19 protein-coding genes and 1 other RNA gene are annotated in these 25,340 nt (G+C 69.3%); 7 read left to right on the forward strand and 13 right to left on the reverse strand.

Annotated elements, in window-relative coordinates:
• Positions 1 to 88 precede the first annotated feature (88 nt).
• From AC3RCE_RS16235 to AC3RCE_RS16250, 4 genes are all read right to left on the reverse strand, one after another.
• Positions 89 to 3,244, reverse strand: a complete 3,156-nt coding sequence (locus tag AC3RCE_RS16235) for an efflux RND transporter permease subunit (protein ID WP_218297641.1) — start codon at positions 3,242 to 3,244, stop codon at positions 89 to 91.
• A gap of 15 nt (positions 3,245 to 3,259) precedes the next feature.
• Positions 3,260 to 4,654, reverse strand: a complete 1,395-nt coding sequence (locus tag AC3RCE_RS16240; RefSeq protein WP_492253483.1) for an efflux RND transporter periplasmic adaptor subunit — start codon at positions 4,652 to 4,654, stop codon at positions 3,260 to 3,262.
• A 178-nt stretch (positions 4,655 to 4,832) separates the two neighbouring features.
• A complete protein-coding gene (gene rnhA / locus AC3RCE_RS16245) occupies positions 4,833 to 5,282 on the reverse strand; it encodes a ribonuclease HI (RefSeq protein ID WP_218297643.1) in 450 nt (149 codons plus the stop codon).
• A complete protein-coding gene (locus AC3RCE_RS16250) occupies positions 5,279 to 6,148 on the reverse strand; it encodes a class I SAM-dependent methyltransferase (RefSeq protein ID WP_218297644.1) in 870 nt (289 codons plus the stop codon). Before AC3RCE_RS16250 ends, rnhA begins: the two co-directional genes overlap by 4 nt.
• Between AC3RCE_RS16250 and gloB the strand changes: the two genes are divergently transcribed.
• A complete protein-coding gene (gene gloB / locus AC3RCE_RS16255; protein WP_492253484.1) occupies positions 6,147 to 6,923 on the forward strand; it encodes a hydroxyacylglutathione hydrolase in 777 nt (258 codons plus the stop codon). The two genes, AC3RCE_RS16250 and gloB, sit on opposite strands and share 2 nt — an antisense overlap.
• Positions 6,920 to 8,446 (forward strand): transglycosylase SLT domain-containing protein, encoded by a 1,527-nt coding sequence (locus tag AC3RCE_RS16260; protein WP_218297646.1) that lies wholly within the window; start codon positions 6,920 to 6,922, stop codon positions 8,444 to 8,446. The genes gloB and AC3RCE_RS16260 overlap by 4 nt, the downstream gene beginning before the upstream one ends.
• A gap of 43 nt (positions 8,447 to 8,489) precedes the next feature.
• On the opposite strand, the gene AC3RCE_RS16265 is transcribed toward AC3RCE_RS16260, so the two are convergent.
• From AC3RCE_RS16265 to dnaX, 6 genes are all read right to left on the reverse strand, one after another.
• Positions 8,490 to 8,642, reverse strand: coding sequence for a DUF3096 domain-containing protein (locus tag AC3RCE_RS16265; RefSeq protein WP_218297647.1), 153 nt, complete (start codon positions 8,640 to 8,642; stop codon positions 8,490 to 8,492).
• A gap of 199 nt (positions 8,643 to 8,841) precedes the next feature.
• Positions 8,842 to 9,894: an ABC transporter substrate-binding protein gene (locus AC3RCE_RS16270; RefSeq protein WP_218297648.1), complete on the reverse strand. Its 1,053-nt coding sequence runs from the start codon at positions 9,892 to 9,894 to the stop codon at positions 8,842 to 8,844.
• A 171-nt stretch (positions 9,895 to 10,065) separates the two neighbouring features.
• Positions 10,066 to 10,491, reverse strand: coding sequence for an MAPEG family protein (locus tag AC3RCE_RS16275; protein WP_218341609.1), 426 nt, complete (start codon positions 10,489 to 10,491; stop codon positions 10,066 to 10,068).
• 100 nt (positions 10,492 to 10,591) lie between these two features.
• A complete protein-coding gene (recR, locus tag AC3RCE_RS16280; protein ID WP_218297650.1) occupies positions 10,592 to 11,182 on the reverse strand; it encodes a recombination mediator RecR in 591 nt (196 codons plus the stop codon).
• A gap of 153 nt (positions 11,183 to 11,335) precedes the next feature.
• Complete coding sequence (locus AC3RCE_RS16285) at positions 11,336 to 11,668, reverse strand: YbaB/EbfC family nucleoid-associated protein (protein WP_492245453.1); 333 nt, start codon at positions 11,666 to 11,668, stop codon at positions 11,336 to 11,338.
• 228 nt (positions 11,669 to 11,896) lie between these two features.
• Positions 11,897 to 13,864 carry a DNA polymerase III subunit gamma/tau gene (gene dnaX, locus AC3RCE_RS16290; protein ID WP_218341608.1) on the reverse strand — a complete coding sequence of 656 codons (1,968 nt, stop codon included), beginning with the start codon at positions 13,862 to 13,864 and terminating at the stop codon, positions 11,897 to 11,899.
• A gap of 228 nt (positions 13,865 to 14,092) precedes the next feature.
• Here dnaX and ffs point away from each other — a divergent pair.
• Positions 14,093 to 14,189: signal recognition particle sRNA small type (ffs, locus tag AC3RCE_RS16295), an RNA gene on the forward strand.
• A gap of 249 nt (positions 14,190 to 14,438) precedes the next feature.
• Positions 14,439 to 15,194: a hypothetical protein gene (locus AC3RCE_RS16300; RefSeq protein WP_492245451.1), complete on the forward strand. Its 756-nt coding sequence runs from the start codon at positions 14,439 to 14,441 to the stop codon at positions 15,192 to 15,194.
• 152 nt (positions 15,195 to 15,346) lie between these two features.
• Here the strand turns inward: AC3RCE_RS16300 and AC3RCE_RS16305 are convergent, their stop codons facing one another.
• The 3 genes from AC3RCE_RS16305 to AC3RCE_RS16315 are packed head-to-tail and all read right to left on the reverse strand — an operon-like array spanning position 15,347 to position 22,788.
• Positions 15,347 to 16,702 (reverse strand): TIGR03862 family flavoprotein, encoded by a 1,356-nt coding sequence (locus tag AC3RCE_RS16305; protein WP_218297652.1) that lies wholly within the window; start codon positions 16,700 to 16,702, stop codon positions 15,347 to 15,349.
• Between the two features lie 45 nt (positions 16,703 to 16,747).
• Entirely contained in the window at positions 16,748 to 20,236 is a 3,489-nt protein-coding gene (locus AC3RCE_RS16310) for a UvrD-helicase domain-containing protein (RefSeq protein ID WP_492253485.1), read from the reverse strand.
• Positions 20,233 to 22,788 carry a PD-(D/E)XK nuclease family protein gene (locus AC3RCE_RS16315; protein WP_492253486.1) on the reverse strand — a complete coding sequence of 852 codons (2,556 nt, stop codon included), beginning with the start codon at positions 22,786 to 22,788 and terminating at the stop codon, positions 20,233 to 20,235. Before AC3RCE_RS16315 ends, AC3RCE_RS16310 begins: the two co-directional genes overlap by 4 nt.
• 109 nt (positions 22,789 to 22,897) lie before the next feature.
• Here AC3RCE_RS16315 and trxA point away from each other — a divergent pair, with 109 nt between their 5' ends.
• The 3 genes from trxA to AC3RCE_RS16330 all read left to right on the forward strand — a co-directional run bounded on the left by trxA (position 22,898) and on the right by AC3RCE_RS16330 (position 25,281).
• The gene (trxA, locus tag AC3RCE_RS16320; protein WP_218297655.1) at positions 22,898 to 23,230 is read left to right on the forward strand and encodes a thioredoxin TrxA; all 333 of its coding nucleotides are present in this window, start codon (positions 22,898 to 22,900) and stop codon (positions 23,228 to 23,230) included.
• Between the two features lie 274 nt (positions 23,231 to 23,504).
• Positions 23,505 to 24,767, forward strand: a complete 1,263-nt coding sequence (rho, locus tag AC3RCE_RS16325) for a transcription termination factor Rho (RefSeq protein ID WP_056067265.1) — start codon at positions 23,505 to 23,507, stop codon at positions 24,765 to 24,767.
• 259 nt (positions 24,768 to 25,026) lie between these two features.
• On the forward strand, positions 25,027 to 25,281 hold the full coding sequence (locus AC3RCE_RS16330) for a type B 50S ribosomal protein L31 (protein ID WP_008906759.1): 255 nt from the start codon (positions 25,027 to 25,029) through the stop codon (positions 25,279 to 25,281).
• The last annotated feature ends 59 nt before the right edge of the window (positions 25,282 to 25,340 follow it).

Raw genomic sequence — 25,340 nt, forward strand, 5'->3', positions numbered from 1 at the left:
GGCGCCCTGAACGAAAAGAAGCCCCGAGGGGGCTTTCCTTTCATCCGTTCCTCATGCACGCGCCCGGCGCCCCGGACTGGGAGGGGCGCTACTTGGCCACGTAGTCATGCGGGTGCAGCGGATGCGCGGGCTCCTCGGCCGCCACCGCCGTGTTCGCGCCCGGCACGGCCCGGCGCGCGAACAGCGTGTACATGGTGGGCACCACGAAGATGGTGAGCAATGTGCCCAGCGACATGCCGCCCACGATCACCCAGCCGATCTGCGTGCGCGTCTCGGCCCCCGCGCCCGAGGCCAGCGCCAGCGGGATGGCGCCGAGCACCATCGCGCCCGTGGTCATCAGGATGGGGCGCAGGCGCTGCGCCGAGGCCTTGACCAGCGCGTCCACCATCTCCATGCCCTGCTCGCGCAGCTGGTTGGTGAACTCGACGATCAGGATCCCGTGCTTGGTGATCAGCCCCACGAGCGTGATCAGCCCGATCTGCGAATACACGTTGAGCGACCCCCCGCTCCACTTGAGGGCCAGCAGTGCCCCGATCATCGACAGCGGCACCGAGACCATGATCACCAGCGGGTCGATGAAGCTCTCGAACTGCGCCGCCAGCACCAGGAAGATGAACACCAGCGCCAGCACGAACACGATGCCCAAAGCGCCCTGTGAGCTCTTGAACTCGCGCGACGTGCCGTTCAGATCCGTGGTGTAGCCCGGCCGGATGACCTTGGCGGCGGTGTCATCCATGAACTTGAGCGCCTCGCCCAGCGAGTAGTCGGGCGACAGGTTGGCCGTGATGGTGGCCGAGCGGCGCTGCCCGAAGTGGTTGAGCTCGCGCGGGCTCACGCTCTCGCGCACCTTGACCAGGCTGGACAGCGGGATCATCGAATCGTTGCGTCCCCGCACGTAGATGGTGTCGATGTTCTCGGGCGTGGTGCGGCCCCGGGCCGCCGTCTGCACGATCACGTCGTACTGCTCGGCATCGCGCTTGTAGCGCGTCACCGTGCGCCCGCCCAGCATGGTCTCGATGGCCTTGGCCACCACGTCCACGCTCACGCCCAGGTCGGCCGCGCGCTCGCGGTTCACCTCGATGCGCAGCTCGGGCTTGTTCAGGCGCAGGTCGATGTCGGGCCCGATGATGCCGGGGTTCCGGGCGATCTCGGCCATGAACGCGGTGGTCACCTGGTTGAGGTTCTCGTAGCTGTCCGAGGTCTGGATCACATAGGTGAGCGGGCGCGCCCGGAACCCCTGGCCCAGCGACGGCGGGGTGATGAGGAACGAGCTGACGCCCGGCAGGTTGCCCACCTTGGGCTGGAGCTCGCGCGCAAGCTCCAGCGTGGTGCGCTTGCGGTTTTCCCAGTCCACCGTGCGGTAGATCACGCTGCCCTGCGCCACGGTGGGGTTGCCGATGTTGGCGAAGATGCGGTCGAACTCGGGGTACTCGCGGCCGACCTTCTCCAGCTCCAGCGCGTAGCGGTTGGTGTAGTCCAGCGTGGCGCCGTCGGGGGCTGTGACGTTGACGAGCACCGTGCCCCGGTCTTCCAGCGGCGAGAGCTCCTGCCGCATGCTCGGGTACACCACCACCAGCGCGGCGCCGCTGACCGCCATGACCGCGATCACGATCCAGCGCGCCTGGAAGACCGCGCCACGAATGCCGCCGCGCCCCGCGCCCTGACCGCCCCAGCGCGCCGTCACGATCCAGCGCAGCAGGCGGCCGTAGGCGTCCGACAGTGCCGTGAGCCAGCGCTCCATGGAGCGGTCGAACCAGTTGGGCTTGGGGTTGTGCTTGAGCAGGAGCGAACACATCATGGGCGACAGCGTGAGCGCCACGAAGCCCGACACCACCACCGCGCCGGCCAGCGCCAGCGCAAACTCCACGAACAGGCGCCCGGTGCGGCCGGGCGTGAAGGCCAGCGGCGCATACACGGCCACCAGCGTGAGCGTCATGGCCACGATGGCAAAGCCGATCTCGCGCGCGCCCTTGATGGCGGCGGAGAACGGGTCCAGGCCTTCCTCGATGTGCCGGTAGATGTTCTCCAGCATCACGATGGCGTCGTCCACCACCAGGCCGATGGCCAGCACCAGCGCCAGCAGCGTGAGCGTGTTGATGGAAAAGCCCGCCAGCGACATGAGCGCGAAGCTGCCCACCAGGCTCACCGGGATGGTGATGATGGGGATGATGGACGCGCGCAGCGTGCGCAGGAACACGAAGATCACCAGCGCCACAAGCACCACGGCTTCGGCGATGGTGGAGTACACGCTCTTGATGGACCGGTCGATGAACAGCGAGTTGTCGTTGGCCACGTCGATCACGATGTCCGAGGGCAGGTCGTCCTTGAGCACGGGCATCATCGCGCGCACGCCCTGCGACAGCTCCAGCGGGTTGGCCGTGGCCTGCCGGATCACGCCGACCGAGATGGCCTCGCGCCCGTTCAGGCGCACGCGGCTGCGGTCGCTGGCCGCGCCCTCCTCCACGCGCGCCACGTCGCGGATGCGCACCGGAAAGCCGTTGACGGTGCGGATCACCACCTCGGCGAACTGCCCGGGCGTGGCCAGGTCGGTCTGCGATGTCACGCTGAACTCGCGCTGCTGCGACTCGATGCGCCCCGCGGGCAGCTCCAGGTTGTTGCGCCGGATGGCGTCTTCCACGTCCTGCGTGGTCAGGCGGTAGCCGGCCATGCGTTCGGGGTCGAGCCACACGCGCATGGCGTACTTGCGCTCGCCATAGATGGGCACGTCGGCCACGCCGGTCACCGTCTGCAGGCGCGGCTTGACGATGCGGTTGACGAGGTCGTTGATCTCCAGCGGCGTGCGGGTGTCGCTGCTGAAGGCCAGCCACATCACGGGCGAGGCGTCGGCCTCCACCTTGGCGATCACGGGCTCGTCCACCGCGTCGGGCAGGCGGTTGCGCACGCGGGCCGTGCGGTCGCGCACTTCGGCGGCCGCGTTGTCCGCGTCCTTCTCCAGGCGGAAGCGCACGCTGATCTGGCTCTGCTCGGGGCGGCTGATGGAGGTGATCACATCCACCGCGTCGATGCCGGCGATGGAATCCTCCAGCGGCTTGGTGACCTGCGACTCGATCACCTCCGCCGAGGCGCCCGCATAGCGCACGCTCACCGTCACCACGGGCTCGTCGATCTTGGGGTACTCGCGCACCGACAGGCGCGTGAAGCTCACGGCGCCGATCAGCAGCACCAGCAGGGACAGCACGGTCGCAAAGACCGGCCGGCGTATCGATATTTCAGCGAGTTGCATGGCAGTCCTGGTGCTTCATCGATCGCGCGCGGGGCGCGGGCCGGATGGCACCGCCTTGCCGGATGCGCCCGCAAGCTGGCAGGGGCTGGCCCCGGGCAGTGGGGCCACCAGGGCCGGCGAAGGCGCCGCGGCCACAGGCACGGGGGCGGGAACGGCGGCCGGCGGCTGCGGCGCGGCGGGCACGCCCGCCGCGGAGCCGGCCGCGCCCGGTGCCGGGGCATCGGCCAGCGCCGCGGGCGCCGCCGAAGCGGGCTGCGCCGCGCCGGTGGCCGGCTTGCCCAGTTCCACCACGCGCACCACGGTGCCGTCCTTCTGGATGCGCTGCTGCCCTGCGGTCACCACCAGGTCACCCGTGGCAAGGCCGTCCACCACTTCCACAAACCCCGGCGTGCGCACGCCCAGCTTGACCGGCGTGCGCCGCGTGACCCGGCTGCCGGGCTCCTTGCCCTCGACGATCCTGAGCACGTAGGGGCTGGTGCCGTCCGGCACGACAGCCTCTTCCGGGATGACCCGGGCGTCGGCGCGCTCCGAAAACACCGCCGTCACCCGGGCAAACATGCCAGGGCGCAGCTGCAGGCGGCGGTTGTCGATGCATCCGCGCACCGCCACGGCCCGGCCGTCGGCATCGATCTGGGGGTTGATGGCCTGCACCACGGCGGCATAGCGCACGCCCGGCAGCGCGTCGAACGCCACCTGGGCGGTCTGGCCCGTGCGGATCTTGCCTTGCAGGCGCTCGGGCAGGCGGAAGTCCACGTACACGGCATCCAGGTCTTCCACGTTGACGATGTCGGCGCCATCCTTGAGGTAGTCGCCTACGTTCACGCCCCGGATGCCCGCAATGCCGTCGAACGGCGCCACGATCTTCAGGCGCGAGGCCGTGGCCTGCGCCAGGGAGAGCTTGGCCTGGGCCACCTCCAGGTTCGCGGCGCTTTCGTCCACGGACCGCTGGCTGATGAAGCCCTGGGCCACGAGCTCCTGGTTGCGCTTGTGGTTGGCCCGGGCAATCGACAGTTCGGCCTGGCCCTGCTGGACCTGGGCACGCGGCAACTGGTCGTCGAACTGCACCAGCACCTGCCCGCGGCGCACGCGCTCGCCGTCCCGGAAATTGAGCTGGGTGATGCGCCCGCTCACCTCGGGGCGCAGCACCACGCTCTGGCGCGAACGCAGGCTGCCCACGGCCTCGGCGTCATCGCGCATGGCCATCTGCCGGACGGCCACCGCCTCGACCGCCACCGGCCGGCCGGCCCCACCCGGGGCGCCGCCCCGGGCGGATGCGCCATTGCCACCGCCGGCCAGGGCCGCCTCGGTGCGCGGGGCCTGCACGGATTTCTTCTGCAGCCACCATGCGGCACCGGAGGCTGCAGCGATGCCGATGACGGCGAAAACGATGTATCTGTGCTTGGACGCCATGGATCAATGAAACCGGGTGAAGTGGAAAAGCGCAACCAAAGAATGTATCAGTGCGTGTCTTGACCTGCAGCAACTCGCGGCTTGACCCCAAGGTCAATTGCGGCAGTTTTACGCAGGCTTTACACAAGGCGCGCACAAAAAAGGCTCCCGAAGGAGCCTTGGCTGGCGAAGAGCGCCGTCACGCGCGGCCCAGGGCCTTGTCCACGCCGCGGTTGGCCAGCGCGTCCGCGCGCTCGTTGCCCGGATCGCCAGAATGCCCCTTCACCCATCGCCACTCGATGCGATGCCCGCCAGTGCTCACCAGCGCATCCAGGCGCTGCCACAGCTCGACGTTCTTGACGGGCTGCTTGGAGGCGGTGCGCCAGCCCCGGGCCTTCCAGCCATGAATCCATTCGGTGATGCCCTTGCGCACATATTCGCTGTCCAGGTACAGCGTCACGGCGCAGGGCCGCTTCAAGGCGGAGAGCGCCTCGATCACGGCCAACAGCTCCATGCGGTTGTTGGTGGTGCCCAGTTCGCCGCCAAAAATCTCCTTCTCCGTCGGGCCGGAACGGAGCACGGCGCCCCATCCCCCCGGACCCGGGTTGCCCTTGCAGGCGCCATCTGTGTATATCTCTACCTGGTTCAAACTGTGTTCCTGTCTCTTTCGGCGGCCGTGATGGCCCGGGAGGTGCGCGCGGGCGTACCCGCCGCGTGTGCGCGGTTGGCGATGGGCACCGTGGCGGCGGACCGCTGGCGGCTGGTGCGCCAGGCGGGCTCCAGCAAGCGCATGCCATGCACCCGCTTGACCGCCACGATGAAATAGGCGGCGCCAAAAATGGGCCACCATTTCTCACCCAGCCCATCCATGAAGCCAAAGCGCTCTAGCCACCGGGTGGTGCGCACCGCTGGACGATAACAGCCAAAACGGGCGGATTCGACCTCGAAACTCAAAAGCCTGAGCCAGTCGCGCAACCGCCGGTAGCCAATGAACTCGCCCACGTCGGGCAGGTACAGCGTGCCATTACCCATGCGCTGGTACATGCGTGCGCGCCACTGGCGCAGCCCCCACAGGCTCGTGGGGTTCAGCCCGCTGATGACCACGCGGCCCTCGGGCACCAGCACCCGCTCCACCTCGCGCAGGGCGGCGTGGGGGTCGACGCTCAGCTCCAGCGTATGGGGCAGGACCAGCAGGTCCAGGCTGGCCTGCGCGAACGGCAGGGCCACGGGTTCGGCGAGCAGGTTGACCATGCGGCACTGCAGGGGTGCGTCCACGCCACTGCCCGCCTCCAGAAAGCCCAGGGAGCCCTGGACGCCCTCCTGGCCCAGGGCCAGCCACTGGTGCGGCATGCGGTTGGCGCGCAGGCCGTCAAGCAGGGGCATGCCAAGCTGCAGGCTGTGGTATCCAAAAATATCCGCCACCGCCTCGTCGAAGCGCGCCTGCTCCCACGCCAGCAGGTACCGGCCCGGCGGGGAATCGAACCAGTGGTGCAAACCTATAATTTGATCGCTCATGAACTTGCTGCCGCTGCCCGCCTTTACCGACAACTACATCTGGATGCTGCACAACGGCCGCCAGGCGCTCGTCGTCGACCCGGGGGATTCCGCGCCCGTGCTGCAGGCACTGCAGCAACTGGACCTGCAGTTGCAGGCCATTCTAGTCACGCACCACCACGCCGATCATGTCGGTGGCGTCGATGCCGTGCGCGACGCCACCGGCGCCACGGTGTATGGCCCCGCGCGGGAGCAGATCCCCGGGCCCCTGCACCGCCTCGCGCAGGGCGATACGGTGGACGCGCTGGGGCTGCGCTTCGAGGTCATCGACGTTCCGGGCCACACCGCCGGCCACATCGCCTACTACTGCCCCGACATCGACGGTGAGCCCCTGCTGTTCTGCGGCGACACGCTTTTTTCCGGCGGCTGCGGCCGGCTGTTCGAGGGCACGCCGGCCCAGATGCTGGGCTCCCTGGACCAGCTGGCGGCCTTGCCCGGCAACACCCGCGTGTGCTGCACGCACGAGTACACCCTGTCCAACCTGAAATTCGCACGGGCCGTGGAACCCGGCAACGATGCGCTGCTCCACTACAGCAGCCAGTGCGAGGCGCTGCGGGCACGCCACCAGCCCACGCTGCCTTCGCGCATGGCCCTGGAGCGAGACATCAACCCCTTCCTGCGTGTGCGCCAGCCCGCGGTGGCCCAGGCCGCCCGAGGCTACGACGCGCAGGTGAATCAAGACGATGCAGTGGCGGTACTGGCCGCGCTGCGCCAATGGAAAAACGAGTTTCGATGAAAATTTTGCACATCGCCTGCCTGGCCTGCGCGCTCTGGCTCACGGGCTGCGCCACCACCGCGCCATCGCAGGACAGCGCAGCCGGCACCGCCCCTTCATCCTCCACCGGCGCTGCGCCCCGCACCGCCTCCCACACCCCCGTCATTCCCAACGGACCGCTGCGCCCCATCACGGCGGCGCAGGCGGCCAGCGGCGAGGTCGCATCGCTCTCCACCCCCGCCGACCTATGGGACCGCATCCGCCGGGGCTTCGCGATGCCCGACCTGCAGCACGAACTGGTGCAGGACCGCGAGCAGTGGTACGCCACGCGGCCCGACTACATGCAGCGCATGACCGAGCGTTCGAGCAAGTACCTGTTCCACATCGTCGAGGAGCTGGAGCGGCGCGGCATGCCCACCGAACTGGCCCTGCTGCCCTACATCGAGAGCGCGTTCAACCCCCAGGCCGTCTCCAGCGCCAAGGCGGCCGGCATGTGGCAGTTCATGCCCGCCACGGGCAACTATTTCGACCTCAAGCAGAACGCATTCCGCGACGACCGCCGCGACGTGCTCGCCTCCACGCGCGCCGCGCTCGACTACCTGCAAAAGCTCCATGGCATGTTCGGCGACTGGCACCTGGCCCTGGCCGCCTACAACTGGGGCGAGGGCAGCGTGGGCCGGGCCATCGCCCGCAACCAGAAGCAGGGGCTGGGCACCACGTACACCGACCTCAACATGCCGGCCGAAACCCGCATGTACGTGCCCAAGCTGCAGGCCGTCAAGAACATCGTTGCCCACCCCGAGGCCTTCCGCACCGAGTTGCCGCTCATCGAGAACCACCCCTACTTCCAGACGGTGGACATCACCCACGACATCGACGTGGCCCTGGTGGCCACGCTGGCGGGCGTGCGCGAGGAGGACTTCCGGGCGCTGAACCCCTCCTTCAACAAGCCGGTGATCCTGGCGGCCGGCACGCCGCAGATCCTGCTGCCCTGGGACAACGCCAAGGTGTTCCAGCGCAACCTCGAAGCCCGCCGCGAAGGGCAGTACGCCAGCTGGACCGTGTGGTCCGTGCCCTCCACCATGACGGTGGCCGAAGCGGCGCAGCGCGCGGGCATGAGCGAGAACGACCTGCGCAGCGTCAACAACATACCGCCCCGCATGCTGATCAAGGCGGGCTCGGCCCTCATGGTTCCGCGCTCCTCGGCCATCCGCCAGGACGTGTCGTCCCACCTGGCGGACAACGGGCAGGTCGCTTTCTCGCCGGAGATCGTCACCCGCCGCACCACCGTGCGGGCGGGCAAGGGCGAAACCGTGGCGAGCATCGCCCGCCGCTACAAGCTCGCGGCGGCCAGTGTCGCGGACTGGAACGATGTGCGCGCGACGGCCGCCTTCAAGGCAGGCCAGCAGGTCGTGGTGTATCTGCCGGTGCGGCAGGCCAGCCAGGCACGGGGCACGGTGGCGCGGGCGGGCACCGCCGCCAAGCGGCCGGCGGCCGCGCCGTCGCGCCGGGGCGGCACGCCCTCCAAGGTCAAGCGCCGCTGAAAAGCCCCTGAAAGGGCAGCGCGGACAGAGGCGCCCGCCCGCCTCAGAACTTCAGCGTGTGCATGCCCAGCAGCCCCAGGATGCCCATGATGATGAGGTACAGCGCCACGATGGTGCTGAGCAGGCGGGGCATGACCAGGATGAGGATGCCCGCGATCAGGGAGACAAGCGGGCCGATGCTGAGGGTGAACGTCATGGAGCGATCCTTGGTGGAGGGGTGAGTGGTATGCCGAGGCTACGGCCAACCGAACGCCGACGAATGTAAGCCATCTTCCCGACCCGGATGCCGCAGGCGCCACACGGAATGGGCGGCCTCACTTCATGTCTCCAGCGCCCGGCCCCCGCCCCACGGCAACGGCCGCCGCAAAGCGCCTCCGAGAGGCGCCGCCGCACGTTCAGACGCTGAATTTCTGGCGCGCCTTGCGCACGAAGTCGTTGGTGTAGGTGCGCGCCAGCTCCACCTTGAAATCCCCCAGCTCGGGGTGCACGCGCGCCAGCACGCGCAGCGCCGTGGCCGCGCCGTCGTCGGGCATCACCCCGTTGGGCGAGTAGGTTTCCCGCACGCGGCTGAAGGCGGCCAGGTACAGCCCCCGGTCGCCCATCAGGTAGCCCGCGGGCACGGCCTTGACAAGGTCGGCAGGGGCCGCGGTCTGCAGCCACTTGAGGGCGTGCACGATGCCGTTGGCCAGCGCCTGGGCCTGGGCGGCGTTCTTTTGCAGGAAGGCCTGCGGCGCGTAGAGGCAGCTGGCGGGCATCGCGCCGCCGAACATCTCCTGCGCGGCCTTGAGCGAGCGCATGTCGGCCGTGATGCGGGTGTCCGCCTTCTGCTCCAGCAGCGTCATGATCGGGTCGGCATGGCACAGCGCATGCACCTGGCCGGAGCGCAGCGCATTCATCGCGGCCGTGCCGGAGCCCACGCCGACAAAGGCCACATCGCGCGGGCCCAGGCCCGCGCGCGCCAGCACCAGGCTGGCCGCCAGGTGCGTGGACGACCCCGCGGACGACACCCCGATGCGCCGCCCCTGCAGGTCGCCGAGATCCTTGTAGGCCGGCAGCGACCGCAGCGAGACCCCCAGTGCCAGCTGGGGCGCGCGCCCCTGCACCACCAGCGACCGGAACGCCTGGCCCCGCACCTGCTGGCGGATGGTGTGCTCGAAGGCGCCGGCACAGACATCGGCCGCGCCCTCCTGCACCGCCTGCAGCGCCAGCGCGCCGGCCGAGAAATCGCGCACCGTCACGTCCAGCCCCTCGGCGCGGAAATAGCCCAGTTGGACAGCGAGCGCCAGCGGCAGGTGGTAGAGCACACCCTGCCCGCCCACGGCGATCGTGACATTGCCCAGTGCCGCGCCTTCAGCCTGTGCCCGCACGGCGGCCGGCGCGAACACCGCGGCCGCCGACAGGGCGGACACGGCACCAAAGGCGCGGCGGGTGAGCAAGGGGCGGGTCATGGCAATCCGGAAAAATATCGATGCTGCATTGCAACAATCGTGCCGCAGAGCGGGCCAGCCCGCATCAGGGGGATTCCCAGCGGGTTTCTACGTACCAGGGTCGAAAAACAGGGGCTACGGCCCTGGGCGAACCGGCCGTCCTGGCCCTTTGCAAGCCAGGCGCGGCGCGGGTCAGCGGTAGCCGACGAACAGGATGGCGATGTTGACCAGAAACGCCCCGGCCCAGATCGCGCTGCGCACGGTGGGCATGTCGGAAACGTACATCATGATGTAGAAGATGCGCAACATGACATACAAAAATGCCAGGATGTCCAGCAATGTCTGCCCCGCCCCCAGCAGGTGCGCAATGATCACGGCGCCGATGAAGAACGGCAGTGCCTCGAAGCTGTTGGCCTGCGCCGCATTGGCGCGGGCCCGCCAGTCGGTCTGACGGGCCATCCAGGCGCGGGGGTCCCGGTTGTCGAAGCCCCCGTTCTTGCGCGGCTTGCCGAAGCTGCCGCTCTTGGCCAGCCAGGCACAGGCGATGGGAAGCAGTGCCGCGATCAGCACGCACCAGTAGGCCACTGTGAACCGTGCGACATGCATGGTGGTATTCATTTTCAAGCCTTTTCGGGCCCCAGCGCTTTATAGATAAGCGCTGGCAGCTATTAAATTGTGAGTATTCTAGCCGCCGTGGCGCCCTTTTTCCACGCAGGGCCTAGCGGCGGTCCACCAGCGCATGCGCAATCGTGCCCAGGTCCACATATTCCAGTTCGCTGCCCACGGGCACGCCGCGCGCCAGCCGCGTCACGTGCAGCCCCCGGCTCTTGAGCGCCTCGCTGATCACATGGGCCGTGGCCTCGCCTTCGGCATTGAAATTGGTCGCCAGGATGACCTCCTGCACCGTGCCATCGGTGGCGCGGCCCATGAGTTTCTGCAGGCCGATCTCCTTGGGGCCGATGCCGTCGAGCGGGCTCAGGCGCCCCATGAGCACGAAGTACAGCCCCTTGAATGCCCCCGTGCGCTCCAGCGCCGCCTGGTCGGCCGGCGTCTCCACCACGCACAGCCGCGTGGCGTCGCGCGCAGGGTCCAGGCAGGTGCCGCACACCTCGGCCTCGGTGAACGTATGGCAGCGCGCGCAATGGTGCACGGTGCCCACCGCCTCGCCCAGCGCCCGCGCCAGCGCCAGCGCCCCCTCCCGGTCATGCTGCAGCAGATGGAACGCCATGCGCTGCGCAGACTTCACCCCCACCCCCGGCAACCGGCGCAGCGCCTGGATCAAGACATCAAGGGAATCGGAAGCAGACATGCAGGTATTGGTTTTCAAAAACTCCGCCCTCAAGGGCGTAGCGAGCGGGATCAGCTGCCAGGCGGCCGGAGCGCAGGAACCGCAGCGTACTTCCTGTACGTGAGGCTTGCGAGCACCGCCCAACGACGCAGATCGCCCGCTCGGCAGCCAGCCTCAGAAGGGGAATTTCATGCCGCCGGGGAGGCCTGGCATGCCTTGCGTCAGCTTGCCCATCTTCTCCGCCGAAGTCTCCTCCGCCTTGCGCACCGCCGCATTGAACGCCGCAGCCACCAGGTCTTCGAGCATGTCCTTGTCTTCGGCCAGCAGGCTCGAGTCGATGGTGATGCGCTTGACGTCGTGCTTGCAGGTCATCAGCACCTTCACCAGGCCGGCACCCGATTCACCTTCCACCTCGATGAAGGCCAGCTCGTCCTGCGCCTTCTTGAGGTTGTCCTGCATCGCCTGGGCTTGCTTCATGAGACCGGCGAGTTGTCCTTTGTTGAACATGGTGTGTTTCCTTTGCTTCTTTCTGGTTGATCGATTCCCACGAAGGGACAGAGATTCGGTATCCGAGATGCACGGTATTGTGCTGTGCAATGTCAGCGGCCGTCGAAACTGGCACACCCCAATCCAGTGCACTCGTGGAGCTGGCCGTGCCAGGCCACCGAGTGCGTCCGCCTCCCGCGAAGCGAGAGAGGGGGAAGGCGCCGAAGGCGACTCAGGGGGAGCTTCATCTCACGCAGGCTTGATGCTGCCCGGCACGATTCTCGCGCCGTAGTCGCGCATCAGCGATTGCACATAGGGGTCGTTGTTCACGATCTCTTCGGCGCGGCGCTGGCGCTCGGCAGCGGCGGCCGCATTGCGGCGGGCCGGGCTGTCGATGACATTGCCCACCTCCACACTGATCTGGGTGGCGTGCCCCGCGGCCTCCAGCGCGGCGCGCAGGCGCTCGCGGGCGGTGGGCTGATTGAGCGACTCGCGCTCCACGCGCAGCAGCCAGTGGCCACCGTCGCGCGCCACCAGCTGCGACTGCAGGGCCAGCTCACGCACCAGGGCGGTGATCGATTCCGCCGCCACCATCTGCTGCACGGTGGCATGCCAGACATCGCCCTCCTCGGTGGGCGTGTAGCGCGCGGAAACAGGCGCGGGGGCCGAAAGCGGCAGCGGTTGCAGCCGCTCCCCGGGTTCGGGCGTCTCGCGCACCGGAATCGCTACGAATTCAGGAGCACCTTGCGCATGCGGGGACTGCGCTGGGGGCCGATTTCGCTCAAACCGATCGGACGTGCGCACCGGCAGCGCGGTGGCGGCCGAGGGGGCAGGCGCCGCGGCGCCCGGCTCGTCCGAGCCCGGCCAGGGAGGTGGCTCGGAGGCATCGGCGGATTCTGGTGAAGGGGCGTCTTGCGCCAACGCCGGGGCCACGGCGGGCTCCGGCGAAGCCGCCGGCACCTGGGGAGGTGGCGCGGCGGCCAGGGCCGGGGCAACCACGGGTGCCGGCATGGCGGCATCCGCCGCCGCGGGCACCGCGGAAACCGCCGGTGGCGGGCCAGAAGACGCCGCTTCAGGCCGCGTCAGAGTTTTTTTTTCAGCCGTTTCGCCCGAAGGCTTGAACGCCAGCAAGCGCAGCAGCACCATGGTCAGCGCCGCATACTCATCGGGCGCCAGGCCCAGTTCGCCGCGCCCGTGCAGGCACAGGCTGTAGAGCAGCTGGGTTTCGTCGGCGGGCATCAGGCCGGCAAGCCGCGCCGTTTCCGCCGCCTCGGGGTCGTCGGCATCCACGGCAGCCGCCATCTGCGGCACGGCCTGGAACACGGCCATGCGCTGCAGCACGGCGCTCATCTCTTCCAGCGTGGAAGCGGCAGACAGGCCATTGAGGCGCAGCGTGTCCGAGGTTTCCACCACCGTCTTGCCATCGCCACGGGCCAGCGCGTCGATGAGGCGGAACACGTAGGAGCGGTCCACCGCGCCCAGCATCTGGCGCACGGCGGCCTCCTGCAGCTGGCCGCTGCCAAAGGCGATGGCCTGGTCGGTGAGCGACAGCGCATCGCGCATGGAGCCACGCGCCGCGCGCGAGAGCAGGCGCAGCGCCGGGGGCTCGGCCGGCACGTTCTCCGACGCCAGCACCTGCGTGAGGTGCGACAGCACGGTCTCCGGCGCCATGGGACGCAGGTTGAACTGCAGGCAGCGCGAAAGCACGGTGACCGGCACCTTCTGCGGGTCGGTCGTGGCGAGCACGAACTTGAGGTACTCGGGCGGCTCTTCCAGCGTCTTGAGCATGGCGTTGAACGCCGTGTTCGTGAGCATGTGCACTTCGTCGATCATGAAGACCTTGAAGCGGCCCTGCACCGGCTTGTAGACAGCCTGTTCCAGCAGGCTCTGCACCTCGTCCACGCCCCGGTTGGAGGCCGCGTCGAGCTCGGTGTAGTCCGGAAACCGGCCACTGTCGATGTCGCTGCAGGCCGCGCACACGCCACACGGCGTGGCGGTGATGCCGCCCTGCCCATCGGGCCCCTGGCAGTTGAGCGACTTGGCCAGGATGCGCGACACCGTCGTCTTGCCCACGCCCCGCGTCCCGGTGAACAGGTAGGCATGGTGCAGCCGCTGCTGGGTGAGCGCGTTGGTCAGGGCCTGCACCACGTGCTCCTGCCCCACCATTTCGGTGAAATTGCGGGGGCGGTACTTGCGGGCGAGCACGAGATAGGACATGGGGGGTGATTCTAGGGCCCATGGCGTACCGGGTCTGGGTGCCGCGGCCCGCCATCCGCGAAAGCCCTGCGCCGCCCGGCACCGGCTCGCGCGCCCACGCCAGACACGCCGCCCAGGGGCCGCCCCTGGCGTGGGCAACGCCGCGCTGGCGTCGTCGCCCTTTGCAATTGCAGGCCATTCGAGAGGAGTAAAAAATGGCGTCCTGTTCAGGAGGTAGAATCCCATCCTGACGGGCCTCCCCGCATGGTGAAGCGGCCAACCGGGTCAGGTGGGGAACCAAGCAGCCCTAACTGTGGAGCCAGTGCCGGGGGTAAGGCTCGTCAACTTCTCTTTTCTTGCCTGCGCGGCGTGCCCGCGAGCGGCATTCCTGGCGCGGTGTTGTCGCGCATCCCCTCCCCCACCCCGTTCCCCTTCGTGGCATGCGCTGGCCGCCTCCTGCGCGCACAGGCACGCGGCGCGAGCGCATGTCAGTCCTTTCCCACGCTGTTTTGCGGCTTTCGGGATTGCGCCACCCCGGGCGGCAGGCGCACACTTTGTTGCATCGCTTCATCCTTTCTTTTCATCGGGTGCCGCCATGTCAACCCCCCTGACTGCGCAAGTGATTTTTTCCTTCCGTTACCGGCGCGCCTTGCCGGCGCGTGCGCGCCGGCCGCAAGCCCTGGCCCGCATGCTGCCCGGGCGCCCGGTGGTGGGCTGGCTGTGCCTGGCCGTCGCGGGCGCGGCCTGGGGAGCCGACTCCCAGTTCGCCGACGAGGCGCGGGCCAGCCTGGAGCAGGAAACGGCCCGCCTTTCCGCCGCGTACGAGGTCCACAGCGTCGAGCTGCCCAGCATGGGCGAGACGGCCCCGCCATGGGCCACCTCGGGAGCGGCCCAGCCGGGCAGCAGCTTCAACAGCACGCAGCACATCGGCGTGACGCGCTGGCTCACGCCCGAAACGTCCGATAGCGGGGGCCGATTCGGGCTGTCGCTGGGCATGAGCGCGCCGGCACCCTCGGCCGCTGGCGCCCCCCTGGCGGGCGGCGCCCTGCCCCCCGCCAGCCTGGACCTCGGGGTTCGCTGGCGGTCCCGCCTGGACAGTGGGCGCCATCTGGACATTTCCGCCTGGACACGTCCTCTCCCGGCAGGCCAGCCCCAGGACGCGATGGGCATGATCTGGCAGTCGCAGCCGCCGATGTATGGAACCCGGGTGGAGGTGCAATGGGCCTCCTCCCGCACCCGGGGGCTGGTGCCCGAGTTTGGCGCCATCGGCGTGCAGCTGCAGGGCGGATCGCGCCTGGTGCTGCGGGCGCGCAAGGGCGGCCCGATGCTGTATTACCGCGCCAAGTTTTGAGCCCCCCTGAGCCCCCTGAGCCGCCTGCGGCGTCTGCCCCCCGGGGGGAGGCCTCCGGTGGACCGGCGCAGCCGGATCCACGGTGGCGGTGGCGGCGTGTCAGTTTTGAACGCCGAAGGGAACTTCCATCTGGATGAAGGAGCCGCCGAAAGCTACACCCCGCGTTGGCGAATCCAGTCCAGCGCGCCGTGCCCGGCCACGCGACCACTCGCCAGACAAGCCGTGAGCAGGTAGCCGCCGGTGGGGGCTTCCCAGTCGAGCATCTCCCCCGCGCAGAACACGCCGGGCGCGGCGGTGGCCATGAGGCGGGCATCGAGCGCGTCAAAAGCCACGCCGCCCGCGGTGCTGATGGCCTCGTCCAGCGGCCGCGCGGCGACCACCGTGACGGGCAGCGCCTTGATCGCGTGGGCCAGCGCCACGGGGTCGTTCATCCCGTCCTTGCCCAGGTGCTCGTACAGGATGCCGGCCTTGATGCCGTCCAGCCCCAGGCGGCTCTTGAGATGGCTGGACAGCGAGCGCGACCCGCGTGGATGGCGCACCTCCACCAGCACGCGTTCGGGCGTGTGGTCGGGCAGCAGATCCAGGTGAAAAGTGGCATGGCCGTGGGCCTCGATCTCGTCGCGCAGCAGGTGCGATGCGGCATAGACCAGGCTGCCCTCCACGCCCGTGGCCGTGGCCACGAACTCGCCCCGGCGGCTGAAGGCGCGGCCCTGGCTGTCGGTGAACGCCAATGCCACCGTCTTGAACGGCTGGCCCGCGAACCGTCCGGCGAAGTGGGGCGTCCAGCCCGTGGCGGGAGCAGGTGTGCGGCCGATGAGCTCCTGCAGGAACGCGCGGCGCGTCTCGCCCGCAGGCACATCGCCACGAAGCACGTCGAAACCGCAGTTGGCGGGGCGCAGCGGCGCCACGGCAAGCCCACGCCCGGCCAGCAGGGGCACCCAGGCGCCGTCCGAGCCGAGGCGCGCCCAGCTGCCGCCCCCGAGCGCCAGCACCACGGCGCGCGCCTGCACCCGCTCCTCGCCCGACGGCGCGGCGAAGCGCAGCGCGCCATCGTCCGCCCAGCCCAGCCAGCGGCGGCGCATGTGGAACACCACGCCCTGCCCCCGCAGGCGCTGCAGCCAGGCGCGCAGCAGCGGGGCGGCCTTCATGTCGGCCGGAAAGACCCTGCCCGAGGTGCCCACGAAGGTCTCCACCCCCAGCCCCTGCGCCCAGGCGCGGATCTCGGGCCCGCCCCACGCGGTGAGCCAGGGCTCGACCTGCGGCTGGCGCTCCGCAAACCGGGCGGCGAACGGCGCATGGGGTTCGGAATGCGTGAGGTTCAGCCCCCCCTTGCCCGCCAGCAGGAACTTGCGCCCCACCGAGGGCATGGCGTCGAACAGATGTACCGCCACGCCCGCCTGCGCCAGCACTTCGGCGGCCATGAGCCCGGCGGGGCCTCCGCCCACGATGGCGACGTCGCAGTGCAGGCCGGCCACGTCGTCGGGGGCGGGAGGAAGGGAAACATTCATGGGGAAAACCTTTGGATGGGAGGCCGGCAATCGGGAAAAAAAGCGTCAGAACAGGGAACCCTGGGGCGAATCGTCGGGGCCGGGTCCCCGCGGCAGGGGCAGCGGCGGCGGCACGGCCCCGGGTTCCTGCGCGGCGGGGGCGAGAGTATGCCGCAGCGCGGCCTCTGCGCCCTGCACTGCATCGGGCCCGGCAGGCACGGCGTCGGGCACGGGCACGAGGCGCCCGTCGCCCGTGAGAAAGGCCGCGCGCACGCGTTCGCCGGGCGTCTGCCCCTGCACGGCGCTGCGGTAGCGCTGCAGCTGGGCCAGCAGCGCGGGCTGGCGCTCGGGCTCGGCCGCGCTCTTGTAGTCCAGCACCCACCACCCGGCGCGTTCGGGCGGCTGGTGGCAATGCACCAGGCGGTCCAGCCGCAGGCTCAGGCCCTGGTAGCGCAAGGGCGCCTCGTTGATGGTGGTGTCCACAGCCGACGCCTCCCAGGCCCAGGCGCCTTCGCCCGCCAGGATGCGCTGCGCGGTCAGCGCGGCGTGCCGCGCGGCCGCGATGGTGATGTCGAAATCCCGCGCCAGCCGCGCCACCCGCGCGGGCGGCCAGCCCTGGGCGCGCAGCTCCACCAGCGGGGCCCCAGCCACGCCCGCCTGCTCCAGCAGCTGGTGCATGGCCTCGCCCAGCCGGGACTGCGGCGTGGAGGCAGCCGTGGCATCGCCGGGGTCGGCGGCCCGGTCGGCATCCACCGGCCCCACGGCGGGCGCCGCGCGCAGGTGCTCCGGCAGCGGCGGCAGCTCCGCCAGCATGAAGTGATCATGGCGGCCCGGCCCGGCCAGGGCTTCGCCCCCGGGCGCGCCAGGGCCCTCCTGCACGGCGATCTCGGCCGCCAGCGGCGCCAGGCGGTTCCACCAGCTGCCCGGCGCGGATGCGGCCGGCTGCACGCTGGACAGCGCCAGGCAGTGCTTGGCCCGCGTCATCGCCACGTAGAGCATGTTCAGCTCTTCGCGCTGGCGGGCCTGCTGCTCGGCGGCCAGCACTTCCACGGCGCTGGGCGGCGGGTTCGATTCGCTGGCGAAGAAGACGAAGGCCCTGGGCACGGCCTGCTCGCCGGGCCAGTCCACCAGCACGCCCATGGTCTCGGCCTTCTGGGGGCGGGTGTCGGTGTCCAGCAGCAGCACGCAGCGCGCCTCCAGCCCCTTGGCGCCGTGCACGGTGAGCAGGCGCACCGCCTGCGCATCCACCCGGCCCGGCGCGCGCACGCCGCCCTTTTTCATGGCACGCACAAAGGCGTAGGGCGTGAGGTAGCGGCCGCCGTCGTGCTGCAGCGCGGCCGACAGCAAGGCGCGCAGATTGGCCTGCACCGCGGTGCGCTGCGCGGCGGGGGCGGCCGCCGCGAAGCGCGCCAGCACATCGGCGTGCTGGTAGATGGCGTGCAGCGCGTCGTGCGGGGGCAGGCCATCCACCCAGGCCCTGTATTGAGCCAAAACGGGCCCCAGCGCTTTCATTTCAAGCGGTAGCAGCTCACTTTTTTGTAGCAAATCAAACCAACTGCAGGCAGCGTGTTCCGGCTGGCGGCGCAGCAGCGCCAGGGTCACCAGGGCCTCGTCGCCGCAGCCAAACAGGGGCGAGCGGAGTGCCCGTGCCAGGGAAAGGTCGTGCCCGGTGGACACCAGCGCATCGAGCAGCGCCACGATGTCCTGCACCTCGGGCGCGTCGAACAGGTCGGCCTTCTCGGGCTGCACGCAGGGCAGGTGCAGGGCGCGCAGGGCCTCTTGCAGGGCGGCGAGCCGGTCGCGCTTGCGGGCCAGCACCAGCACTTCGTGGGGCGGCGTGCCCTGCGCGATCTGCGCCGCCACCCACGCGGCGGCCTGTGTGCATTCGCGCATGCGCTGGGTTTCCTCGGCCTCGTGGCGGGGCTCGGTCAGGCTGTCGCGCCAGGCGAAAGGGTCCGCGCCCGCGCCGCCGCTGCCGGCATCCGGCGGCAGGATGGCGGGCAGGCGCAGCAGCACGCCGGGGTCCCTGGACTCGGTGGTGTGGTCGCGAAAGCCGCTGGTCTCGTGCTGCGCCTGGGCGGTGCCCATGACGTGGTTCACGGCGGCGATCACGCCCGTGGCGTTGCGGCGCGTGTGGTCGCAGCTGAGCAGGTCGCCCGCGAGCCCGTGGCGCACGAAGGCCTGCGCGGCGATGAACACCTGTGGCTCGGCGCGGCGAAAACGGTAGATGCTCTGCTTGGGGTCGCCCACGATGAACACGCTGGGCGGCGTCTGGCCGCTGGCGCCGCCGCCCGAACCCGCATAGCCCGACAGCCAGGCGTGCAGCGCCTGCCACTGCAGCGGGTTGGTGTCCTGGAACTCGTCGACCAGCAGGTGGCGGATGCGTGCATCCAGCCGCTCCTGCACCCAGCCCGACAGGATCGGGTCGGCCAGCATGACCAGGGCCGTGCGCTCCACATCGTTCATGTCCACCCAGCCATGCTGCTGCTTGACGGCGGCAAATTCCGCGATCAGGCAGCGGACCAGCCGGGCCATGCGCTGCTGGTGTTGCCAGGCGTCATGCTGGCGGCGGGCGGTGAGCAGGCGCTGCAACTCGGGCTCGGCCTCCTGCGCGGCGGCGAACTTTTCGAGATTCTTCGACAGCCGGTCTTCCTTGGCCACAAACATGGCCTTGCGCAACACGTCCAGGCGCAGGTTCAGGTCGCCGCAGGCCAGCGCATCGATGATGGCGTCGGCCGCCTTTTGTGGCGTCTTGTTGGCCTCGGCCCCCAGGGCCTTGGCGCGGGCCAGCCAGCGCTGGTGGCAAGCGTCGTCCTGCAGCGCGTCGGCGGGCTCATCCAGTCCCGCCAGTTCCGGGCAGTGCGCCTGAAAGGAAGGCACCGAGGCATCGAGCACGCCCGCCGCGTCGGCCAGGTCGAATTCCACGCGCTTGGCCAGCGCCGCCGCCAGCGCCTTGTGGGTCTGCGAGCGACCGTGGCGGGCTACCACGGCCTCGTAGTCGGCCCGCAGGCCGGCGCTGGTGGCCACGGTGTGCAGGAACGGGGCCCACACCTCGCGCACGGCTTCGGCATCGTCTTCGAGCAGTTCGAAGTTGGCCGGCAGGCCCTGCGCCTGCAGCAGCGCCAGCGGGGCCGTGCCCAGCAGCGCGGCAAACCAGCTGTGGAAGGTGCGGATCTGCACCGGGCGGCCGCTGGCCAGCATCTGACGGTATAAATTTTGTAGCGCCTCGCGCTTGTCCTGAGCGCGCTCGGGGCTGATTCCTCTGGCAACCAGCTCGCGGGTGATGTCTTCCAGGGGGGCCTGGGCAAAGGCTTCGAGCCATTCCTGCAGGCGCTGGCGCATTTCACCGGCCGCCTTCTTGGTGAAGGTGATGGCCAGTATCTCGTGCGGCGCGGCGCCGTCGAGCAAGGCCCGCAGCATGCGCGACACCAGCATCCAGGTCTTGCCCGCGCCCGCGCAGGCCTCCACCGCCACGCTGCGCGCGGGGTCGCAGGCGATGGCGTAGAACGCCTCGCGCGAGACGGGGTGGCCGTTGTGTTCGTAGGCAGCGTTCATTCCCAGAAATCCTTGCGACACAGGCCGCGCGCAACGCAGTAGTCGCAGACCATGCCCTCACCCAGCGCGGGCATGGGGTCGCCCGCAGCGATGCGTTCGAAGTCGTGCTGAATGCCCTCCACGAGCAGGTCGCGCAGGTGCACCACCTCTTCCTGTTCGTGCATCTGCGTCTCGCCCCGCTCGCCCACGTTCACGTACGCGGCGCGCAGCGTGTCGTGGCTCAGCAAGGCTGCGTAGAAAGCAAGCTGGGTGTCTTCGGCACCCGCGCCAATGCGCTTGCGCGTGACGGTGTCGTTTTCGGTCTTGTAGTCGATGACCAGCGGCGTGGGCTCGCCGGTGGACGAGATGGCATCGATGCGGTCGATGGTGCCCACCAGCAGCAGGGCGCCCAGCGGTTGGGTGGTCTGCACCTCGGCCTGCCGGAAGTACCCGCCAGCCTGCTCATGCTGCGCAAGCCAGCGCAGATAGCCATCGCGCACCTGCGGCCAGCCTGCGGCAAACGGTAGAAAGTCGCCCTCCCCCAGGCCTTGCTGCAGCGTGACGGCCTGCGCGGCACTGTCCATGCGCGCCGCGCGCGCGCCCGCGTCGTCTGTCGGCTCGGCCAGCAGCGCCTCATGGAAGTGCTGCAGCACCGCGTGCAGCCAGTTGCCGAAGTCGCGCTTGTCCACCTCGGCGGCCAGCTCGTCGGCCTCCTGCAGGCCCAGCTGGCGCAGCGCAAAGAAGCGGTAGGGGCAATGCCGCAGGTCGGAATAGGCCGTGGACGACAGGCGCTGGACAGGCAGGGCACTCCCGTCGGGCCCGGGGCGCGGGGTGGGCGCGGCCGGCACGGTGCGCGCGCGGCGCCCATCGGTGCCTGGGCGGGCGGCGCCATCCAGGTGCAGCGCCAGCACCAGCGCGCTGGCCAGCAGGGGTTCGCCACCTTCGTCGCCCGTGCGCCACAGCACATCCACCTCGGGTGTCTGCAGGGCGTAGTGCCAGGCCGCGCGCTGGGCGGCCTCGAGCGATCCGCGCGTGGGCAGGCCCCAGGCCTCGCGCTGGGCCGTGGTCCAGTCACCCGTGGGCTCCGGTGACGACTGGAGGCGTTTTTCGTCGCACCCGGGCAGCACGAGCGCCGCAAACGGCCGTGCCAGCAGCTGCGGCAGGGGCAGGACGACCACGGGCGCATCGCCCGCGAGAGCCGGCACGTAGCGCGCGGCCTCGCACACCTCGCTGGCCCAGCGCGTGAATTCGGCGAGCGCCATGGGCCGCCCCGCGCTGTCCCAGCCGTCGAGCTCGGCCTCTTGCCCCGCCTGCAGGCGCAGCGCGGCCAGCACGCGGGCGCCCGCGTCATCCGCCTCCAGTTGCGCCCACTGGCCGCTGGCTTGCAGCAGCAGGCGCAGGGCCTGCAGCCACTGCGCCAGCGGGCGGGGCGCGCGCAGGCCCTCACGCCAGCCCTGCGCGAGCGCCACGCACTGCGCCAGGGCCGGCTTGCCGGACCAGTCGCGCTGCGCCGCACCGGCCCAGTTCGCCACCGGGGCCTTGCGCAGCGCGCGCTCGAGCGCATCGAGCGCTGGCGCCGCCACGGCGGGGGCGTGCTTGAGCCAGTCGAGCACTTCATCCGCACGGGCATCCCATGCGCAGGCCTTGAGTGCGGCCATCAGCTGCGCGGCGGCGCGGGTGGTGGACAGTGTCCAGCCGTTTTCGTCGCGCACCGCCACGCCCGAGCTTGCCAGGTGCGCGCCAATGCGGCGCGTGAGAGCCCGGTCGTTGGCCGCCAGCGCCACCGGTGTGCGGCCCGCCGCCACATGCGCCAGCACGCAGGCGGCGGCCCGCTGGGCTTCGTCCTCGGCATCCTGCGCGGCATGCAGCGCGACCCGCCCCATGGGACCTGGATCGCCAGGCCCGGGAGGCAGCGCCAGGGCCGTGGCCTTGTCGCCCCAGTGGTTCTGCAAGGCCTGCGCCAGGGGTTCTGCCTGGAACCCGTGCAGCACCACCAGCGCGTCCACGGACTCCCGCACGCCGGCCTCGAATAGCACATCGGTGGCATGGCGCGAGGCAAGCACCCATTCGAGCGCAATGCGCGCCACGACGGCCTCGAAGCGCAGCGCCGAGGCGCCGTCGGCCTCGGGCAGCAGGCCGCGCGCATGCGCGGCCCATGCTGGCCGCTGCGCGGGCGGCACCGCGGCCACCACGGTCGCCAGCTGCGCCGCGGCCTCCTGCAGCGGCGCGGCCAGCACGTCGCGCTGGGCCGAAAGGCCCGCGCGGTCCAGCAGCGCCCGCGCCGTCAAGGTGTCGCGCGCCACATCCCCGGCCAGGTCGTCGCCCATGGGCACGAACGCCGCCAGCTGCCGTGCCCAGTTGCGCGTTGTTTCAAACCGGGGAGCAAAACCGTCCGCATGGAACAGGGCCCAATAGCGCTGCGCCCACGGCATGAGCTGGGCATAGGGGACCAGCACCACCGTGCGCGCCGGATGCGCGCCCTGCTGGCGCAGGTGCCCGGCCACCTGTCCCAGCACGCGCCGCCACAGGGGCACCAGGGCTGCGCACTGATCGCTTTTCGCTATGACAGTCATAGCGTCGCAGGGCCCGGCCACACCGGTGAACGTGGGATTGGTTTCTGTCACAATGCCCAGACTTTAAACGTACACCGGTCACAACCCGCTCAAAAACAAGGAATCCGCCATGGCCAGCGAACTCATCAAACATGTCTCTGACGCCAGCTTTGAAGCCGACGTGCTGAAACCCGGCACCGCCGTGCTGGTGGACTACTGGGCCGAATGGTGCGGCCCCTGCAAAATGATTGCCCCCATCCTGGACGAAGTCGCGGGCACCTACCAGGGCAAGCTGCAGATCGCCAAGATGAACGTGGACGAGAACCGCGAGATTCCCGCCAAGTTCGGCATCCGCGGCATCCCCACGCTGATGCTGTTCAAGGATGGCCAGCTGGCCGCCACGAAAGTGGGCGCCATGAGCAAGGCACAGCTGACCGCCTTCATCGACCAGCAACTGGCCTGACCGACGGCCCAGCCCCGGCCCCGCACGCGATCACCCGGCATGCGGGGCTTTCTTGATGAAGGCGCATGGCCCGGGCCGTCAGCCCGGCGCCCACCGAATCCGGCCCGCGTGAATCCCCTGCTTTTTTTCCTGTCATAATTCCCCCAGATCACCGGCCTGCACGCATTGGCAGCCGGACCGAGATCCCCGGCAAGCCGGACCTGCAAACAGCAGCCCATCCGGCACCAGCCCTCCTCCCCCAAGATTCATACCAGCTCCGCCAAGGAGTCATTCCATGCACTTAAACGAACTCAAGGCACTGCACGTGTCTGAAGTCCTGAAGCAGGCCGAAGAACTCGAAATCGAAAACACGGGCCGGATGCGCAAGCAGGAGCTGATGTTTGCCATCATCAAGAAGCGCGCCAAGGCGGGAGAGCAGGTGTTCGCGGACGGGGTGCTGGAAATCCTGCCGGACGGCTTCGGCTTCCTGCGCAGCCCGGACACGAGCTTCACGGCGAGCACGGACGACATCTACATCTCCCCCAGCCAGGTGCGCCGCTTCAACCTGCACACCGGCGACATGATCGAAGGCGAAGTGCGCACCCCGAAGGACGGCGAGCGCTACTTTGCCCTGACCAAGCTGGACAAGGTCAACGATGGCCCGCCCGAGCAGAACAAGCACAAGGTGATGTTCGAAAACCTGACGCCCCTGTTCCCCAAGGAGCAGATGCGCCTGGAGCGCGACGTCAAGAGCGAAGAGAACATCACCGGCCGCATCATCGACATCATCGCGCCCATCGGCCGCGGCCAGCGCGCGCTGATCGTCGCCCCGCCCAAGAGCGGCAAGACGGTGATGATGCAGCACATCGCCCACGCCATCACGGCCAACAACCCCGACGTGCACCTGATGGTGCTGCTGGTGGACGAGCGCCCTGAGGAAGTGACCGAAATGCAGCGCACGGTGAAGGGCGAGATCATCGCCTCCACCTTCGACGAGCCCGCCGCGCGCCACGTGCACGTGGCCGAGATGGTGATCGAGCGCGCCAAGCGCCTGGTCGAGCTCAAGAAGGACGTGGTGATCCTGCTCGACTCCATCACCCGCCTGGCCCGCGCCTACAACAACGTGGTGCCGTCGAGCGGCAAGGTGCTGTCCGGTGGTGTGGACGCCGCCGCGCTGCAGCGCCCCAAGCGCTTCTTCGGCGCCGCGCGCAAGGTCGAGGAAGGTGGCTCGCTCACCATCATCGCCACCGCGCTGGTCGACACCGGCAGCCGCATGGACGAAGTGATCTTTGAAGAATTCAAGGGCACCGGCAACTGCGAGATCCACCTGAACCGCCGCCTGTACGAAAAGCGCGTGTTCCCGGCCATCGAGCTCAACAAGAGCGGCACCCGCCGCGAAGAGCTGCTGCTGGCGCCCGAGATCCTGCAAAAGACCCGCATCCTGCGCCAGTTCATGTACAACATGGACGAGATCGAGTCCATGGAGCTCATGATCAAGAACATGAAGGCCACCAAGACCAATGTGGACTTCTTCGACATGATGCGACGAGGCGGGTAAGCCCCCCTGAGTCGCCTTCGGCGCCTTCCCCCGGAGGGGGACGCCACCCGTGGCCTGGCAGAGCCAGTTCCACGGTGGCACTGGGCTTGGGCCGCGCCGGTTTCCATCGCTGTGACGGATGCGCAGCGACGTTGAAGAAGACACGTATTCGCCCTGTGCCATAATAGAGGGCTTTTTCTGCGGAAAGTACGCTGGATGTTCCACGGCGCAAAGGTTGCACCGGGTTCAGCACGGCTCCCGCACTTGACAAGGATTGATCATGAAAGAAGGCATTCACCCCAACTACCGCGAAGTCCTGTTCTCGGACCTGTCCAACGGTTTCAAGTTCGTGACCCGTTCGTGCGTGAACACGAAGGAAATGGAAACCTTCGAAGGCAAGGAATACCCGCTGTTCAAGCTGGACACCTCCTCTGAATCGCACCCCTTCTACACCGGCACGCAAAAGTCCGTGGACAACATGGGTGGCCGCGTCGAGCGCTTCCGCAACCGTTTCGGCAAGACCGCAGCGAAGTAATTCGCCTTCTGCGCTCCGCCACAAAGGCAGCCCGGGCAACCGCGCTGCCTTTTTCTATG

Source organism: Acidovorax sp. GW823-FHT05D11, assembly GCF_058795695.1.

What these genes read in the sequence shown, in the direction of transcription:
- AC3RCE_RS16235 (WP_218297641.1), bottom strand. Translation starts at nt 3,244, where the DNA reads ATGCAACTCGCTGAAATATCGATACGCCGGCCGGTCTTTGCGACCGTG.
- AC3RCE_RS16240 (WP_492253483.1), bottom strand. Translation starts at nt 4,654, where the DNA reads ATGGCGTCCAAGCACAGATACATCGTTTTCGCCGTCATCGGCATCGCT.
- gloB (WP_492253484.1), top strand. Translation starts at nt 6,147, where the DNA reads ATGAACTTGCTGCCGCTGCCCGCCTTTACCGACAACTACATCTGGATG.
- AC3RCE_RS16250 (WP_218297644.1), bottom strand. Translation starts at nt 6,148, where the DNA reads ATGAGCGATCAAATTATAGGTTTGCACCACTGGTTCGATTCCCCGCCG.
- AC3RCE_RS16260 (WP_218297646.1), top strand. Translation starts at nt 6,920, where the DNA reads ATGAAAATTTTGCACATCGCCTGCCTGGCCTGCGCGCTCTGGCTCACG.
- AC3RCE_RS16265 (WP_218297647.1), bottom strand. Translation starts at nt 8,642, where the DNA reads ATGACGTTCACCCTCAGCATCGGCCCGCTTGTCTCCCTGATCGCGGGC.
- AC3RCE_RS16270 (WP_218297648.1), bottom strand. Translation starts at nt 9,894, where the DNA reads ATGACCCGCCCCTTGCTCACCCGCCGCGCCTTTGGTGCCGTGTCCGCC.
- AC3RCE_RS16275 (WP_218341609.1), bottom strand. Translation starts at nt 10,491, where the DNA reads ATGAATACCACCATGCATGTCGCACGGTTCACAGTGGCCTACTGGTGC.
- recR (WP_218297650.1), bottom strand. Translation starts at nt 11,182, where the DNA reads ATGTCTGCTTCCGATTCCCTTGATGTCTTGATCCAGGCGCTGCGCCGG.
- AC3RCE_RS16285 (WP_492245453.1), bottom strand. Translation starts at nt 11,668, where the DNA reads ATGTTCAACAAAGGACAACTCGCCGGTCTCATGAAGCAAGCCCAGGCG.
- dnaX (WP_218341608.1), bottom strand. Translation starts at nt 13,864, where the DNA reads ATGTCCTATCTCGTGCTCGCCCGCAAGTACCGCCCCCGCAATTTCACC.
- AC3RCE_RS16300 (WP_492245451.1), top strand. Translation starts at nt 14,439, where the DNA reads ATGTCAACCCCCCTGACTGCGCAAGTGATTTTTTCCTTCCGTTACCGG.
- AC3RCE_RS16305 (WP_218297652.1), bottom strand. Translation starts at nt 16,702, where the DNA reads ATGAATGTTTCCCTTCCTCCCGCCCCCGACGACGTGGCCGGCCTGCAC.
- AC3RCE_RS16310 (WP_492253485.1), bottom strand. Translation starts at nt 20,236, where the DNA reads ATGAACGCTGCCTACGAACACAACGGCCACCCCGTCTCGCGCGAGGCG.
- AC3RCE_RS16315 (WP_492253486.1), bottom strand. Translation starts at nt 22,788, where the DNA reads ATGACTGTCATAGCGAAAAGCGATCAGTGCGCAGCCCTGGTGCCCCTG.
- trxA (WP_218297655.1), top strand. Translation starts at nt 22,898, where the DNA reads ATGGCCAGCGAACTCATCAAACATGTCTCTGACGCCAGCTTTGAAGCC.
- rho (WP_056067265.1), top strand. Translation starts at nt 23,505, where the DNA reads ATGCACTTAAACGAACTCAAGGCACTGCACGTGTCTGAAGTCCTGAAG.
- AC3RCE_RS16330 (WP_008906759.1), top strand. Translation starts at nt 25,027, where the DNA reads ATGAAAGAAGGCATTCACCCCAACTACCGCGAAGTCCTGTTCTCGGAC.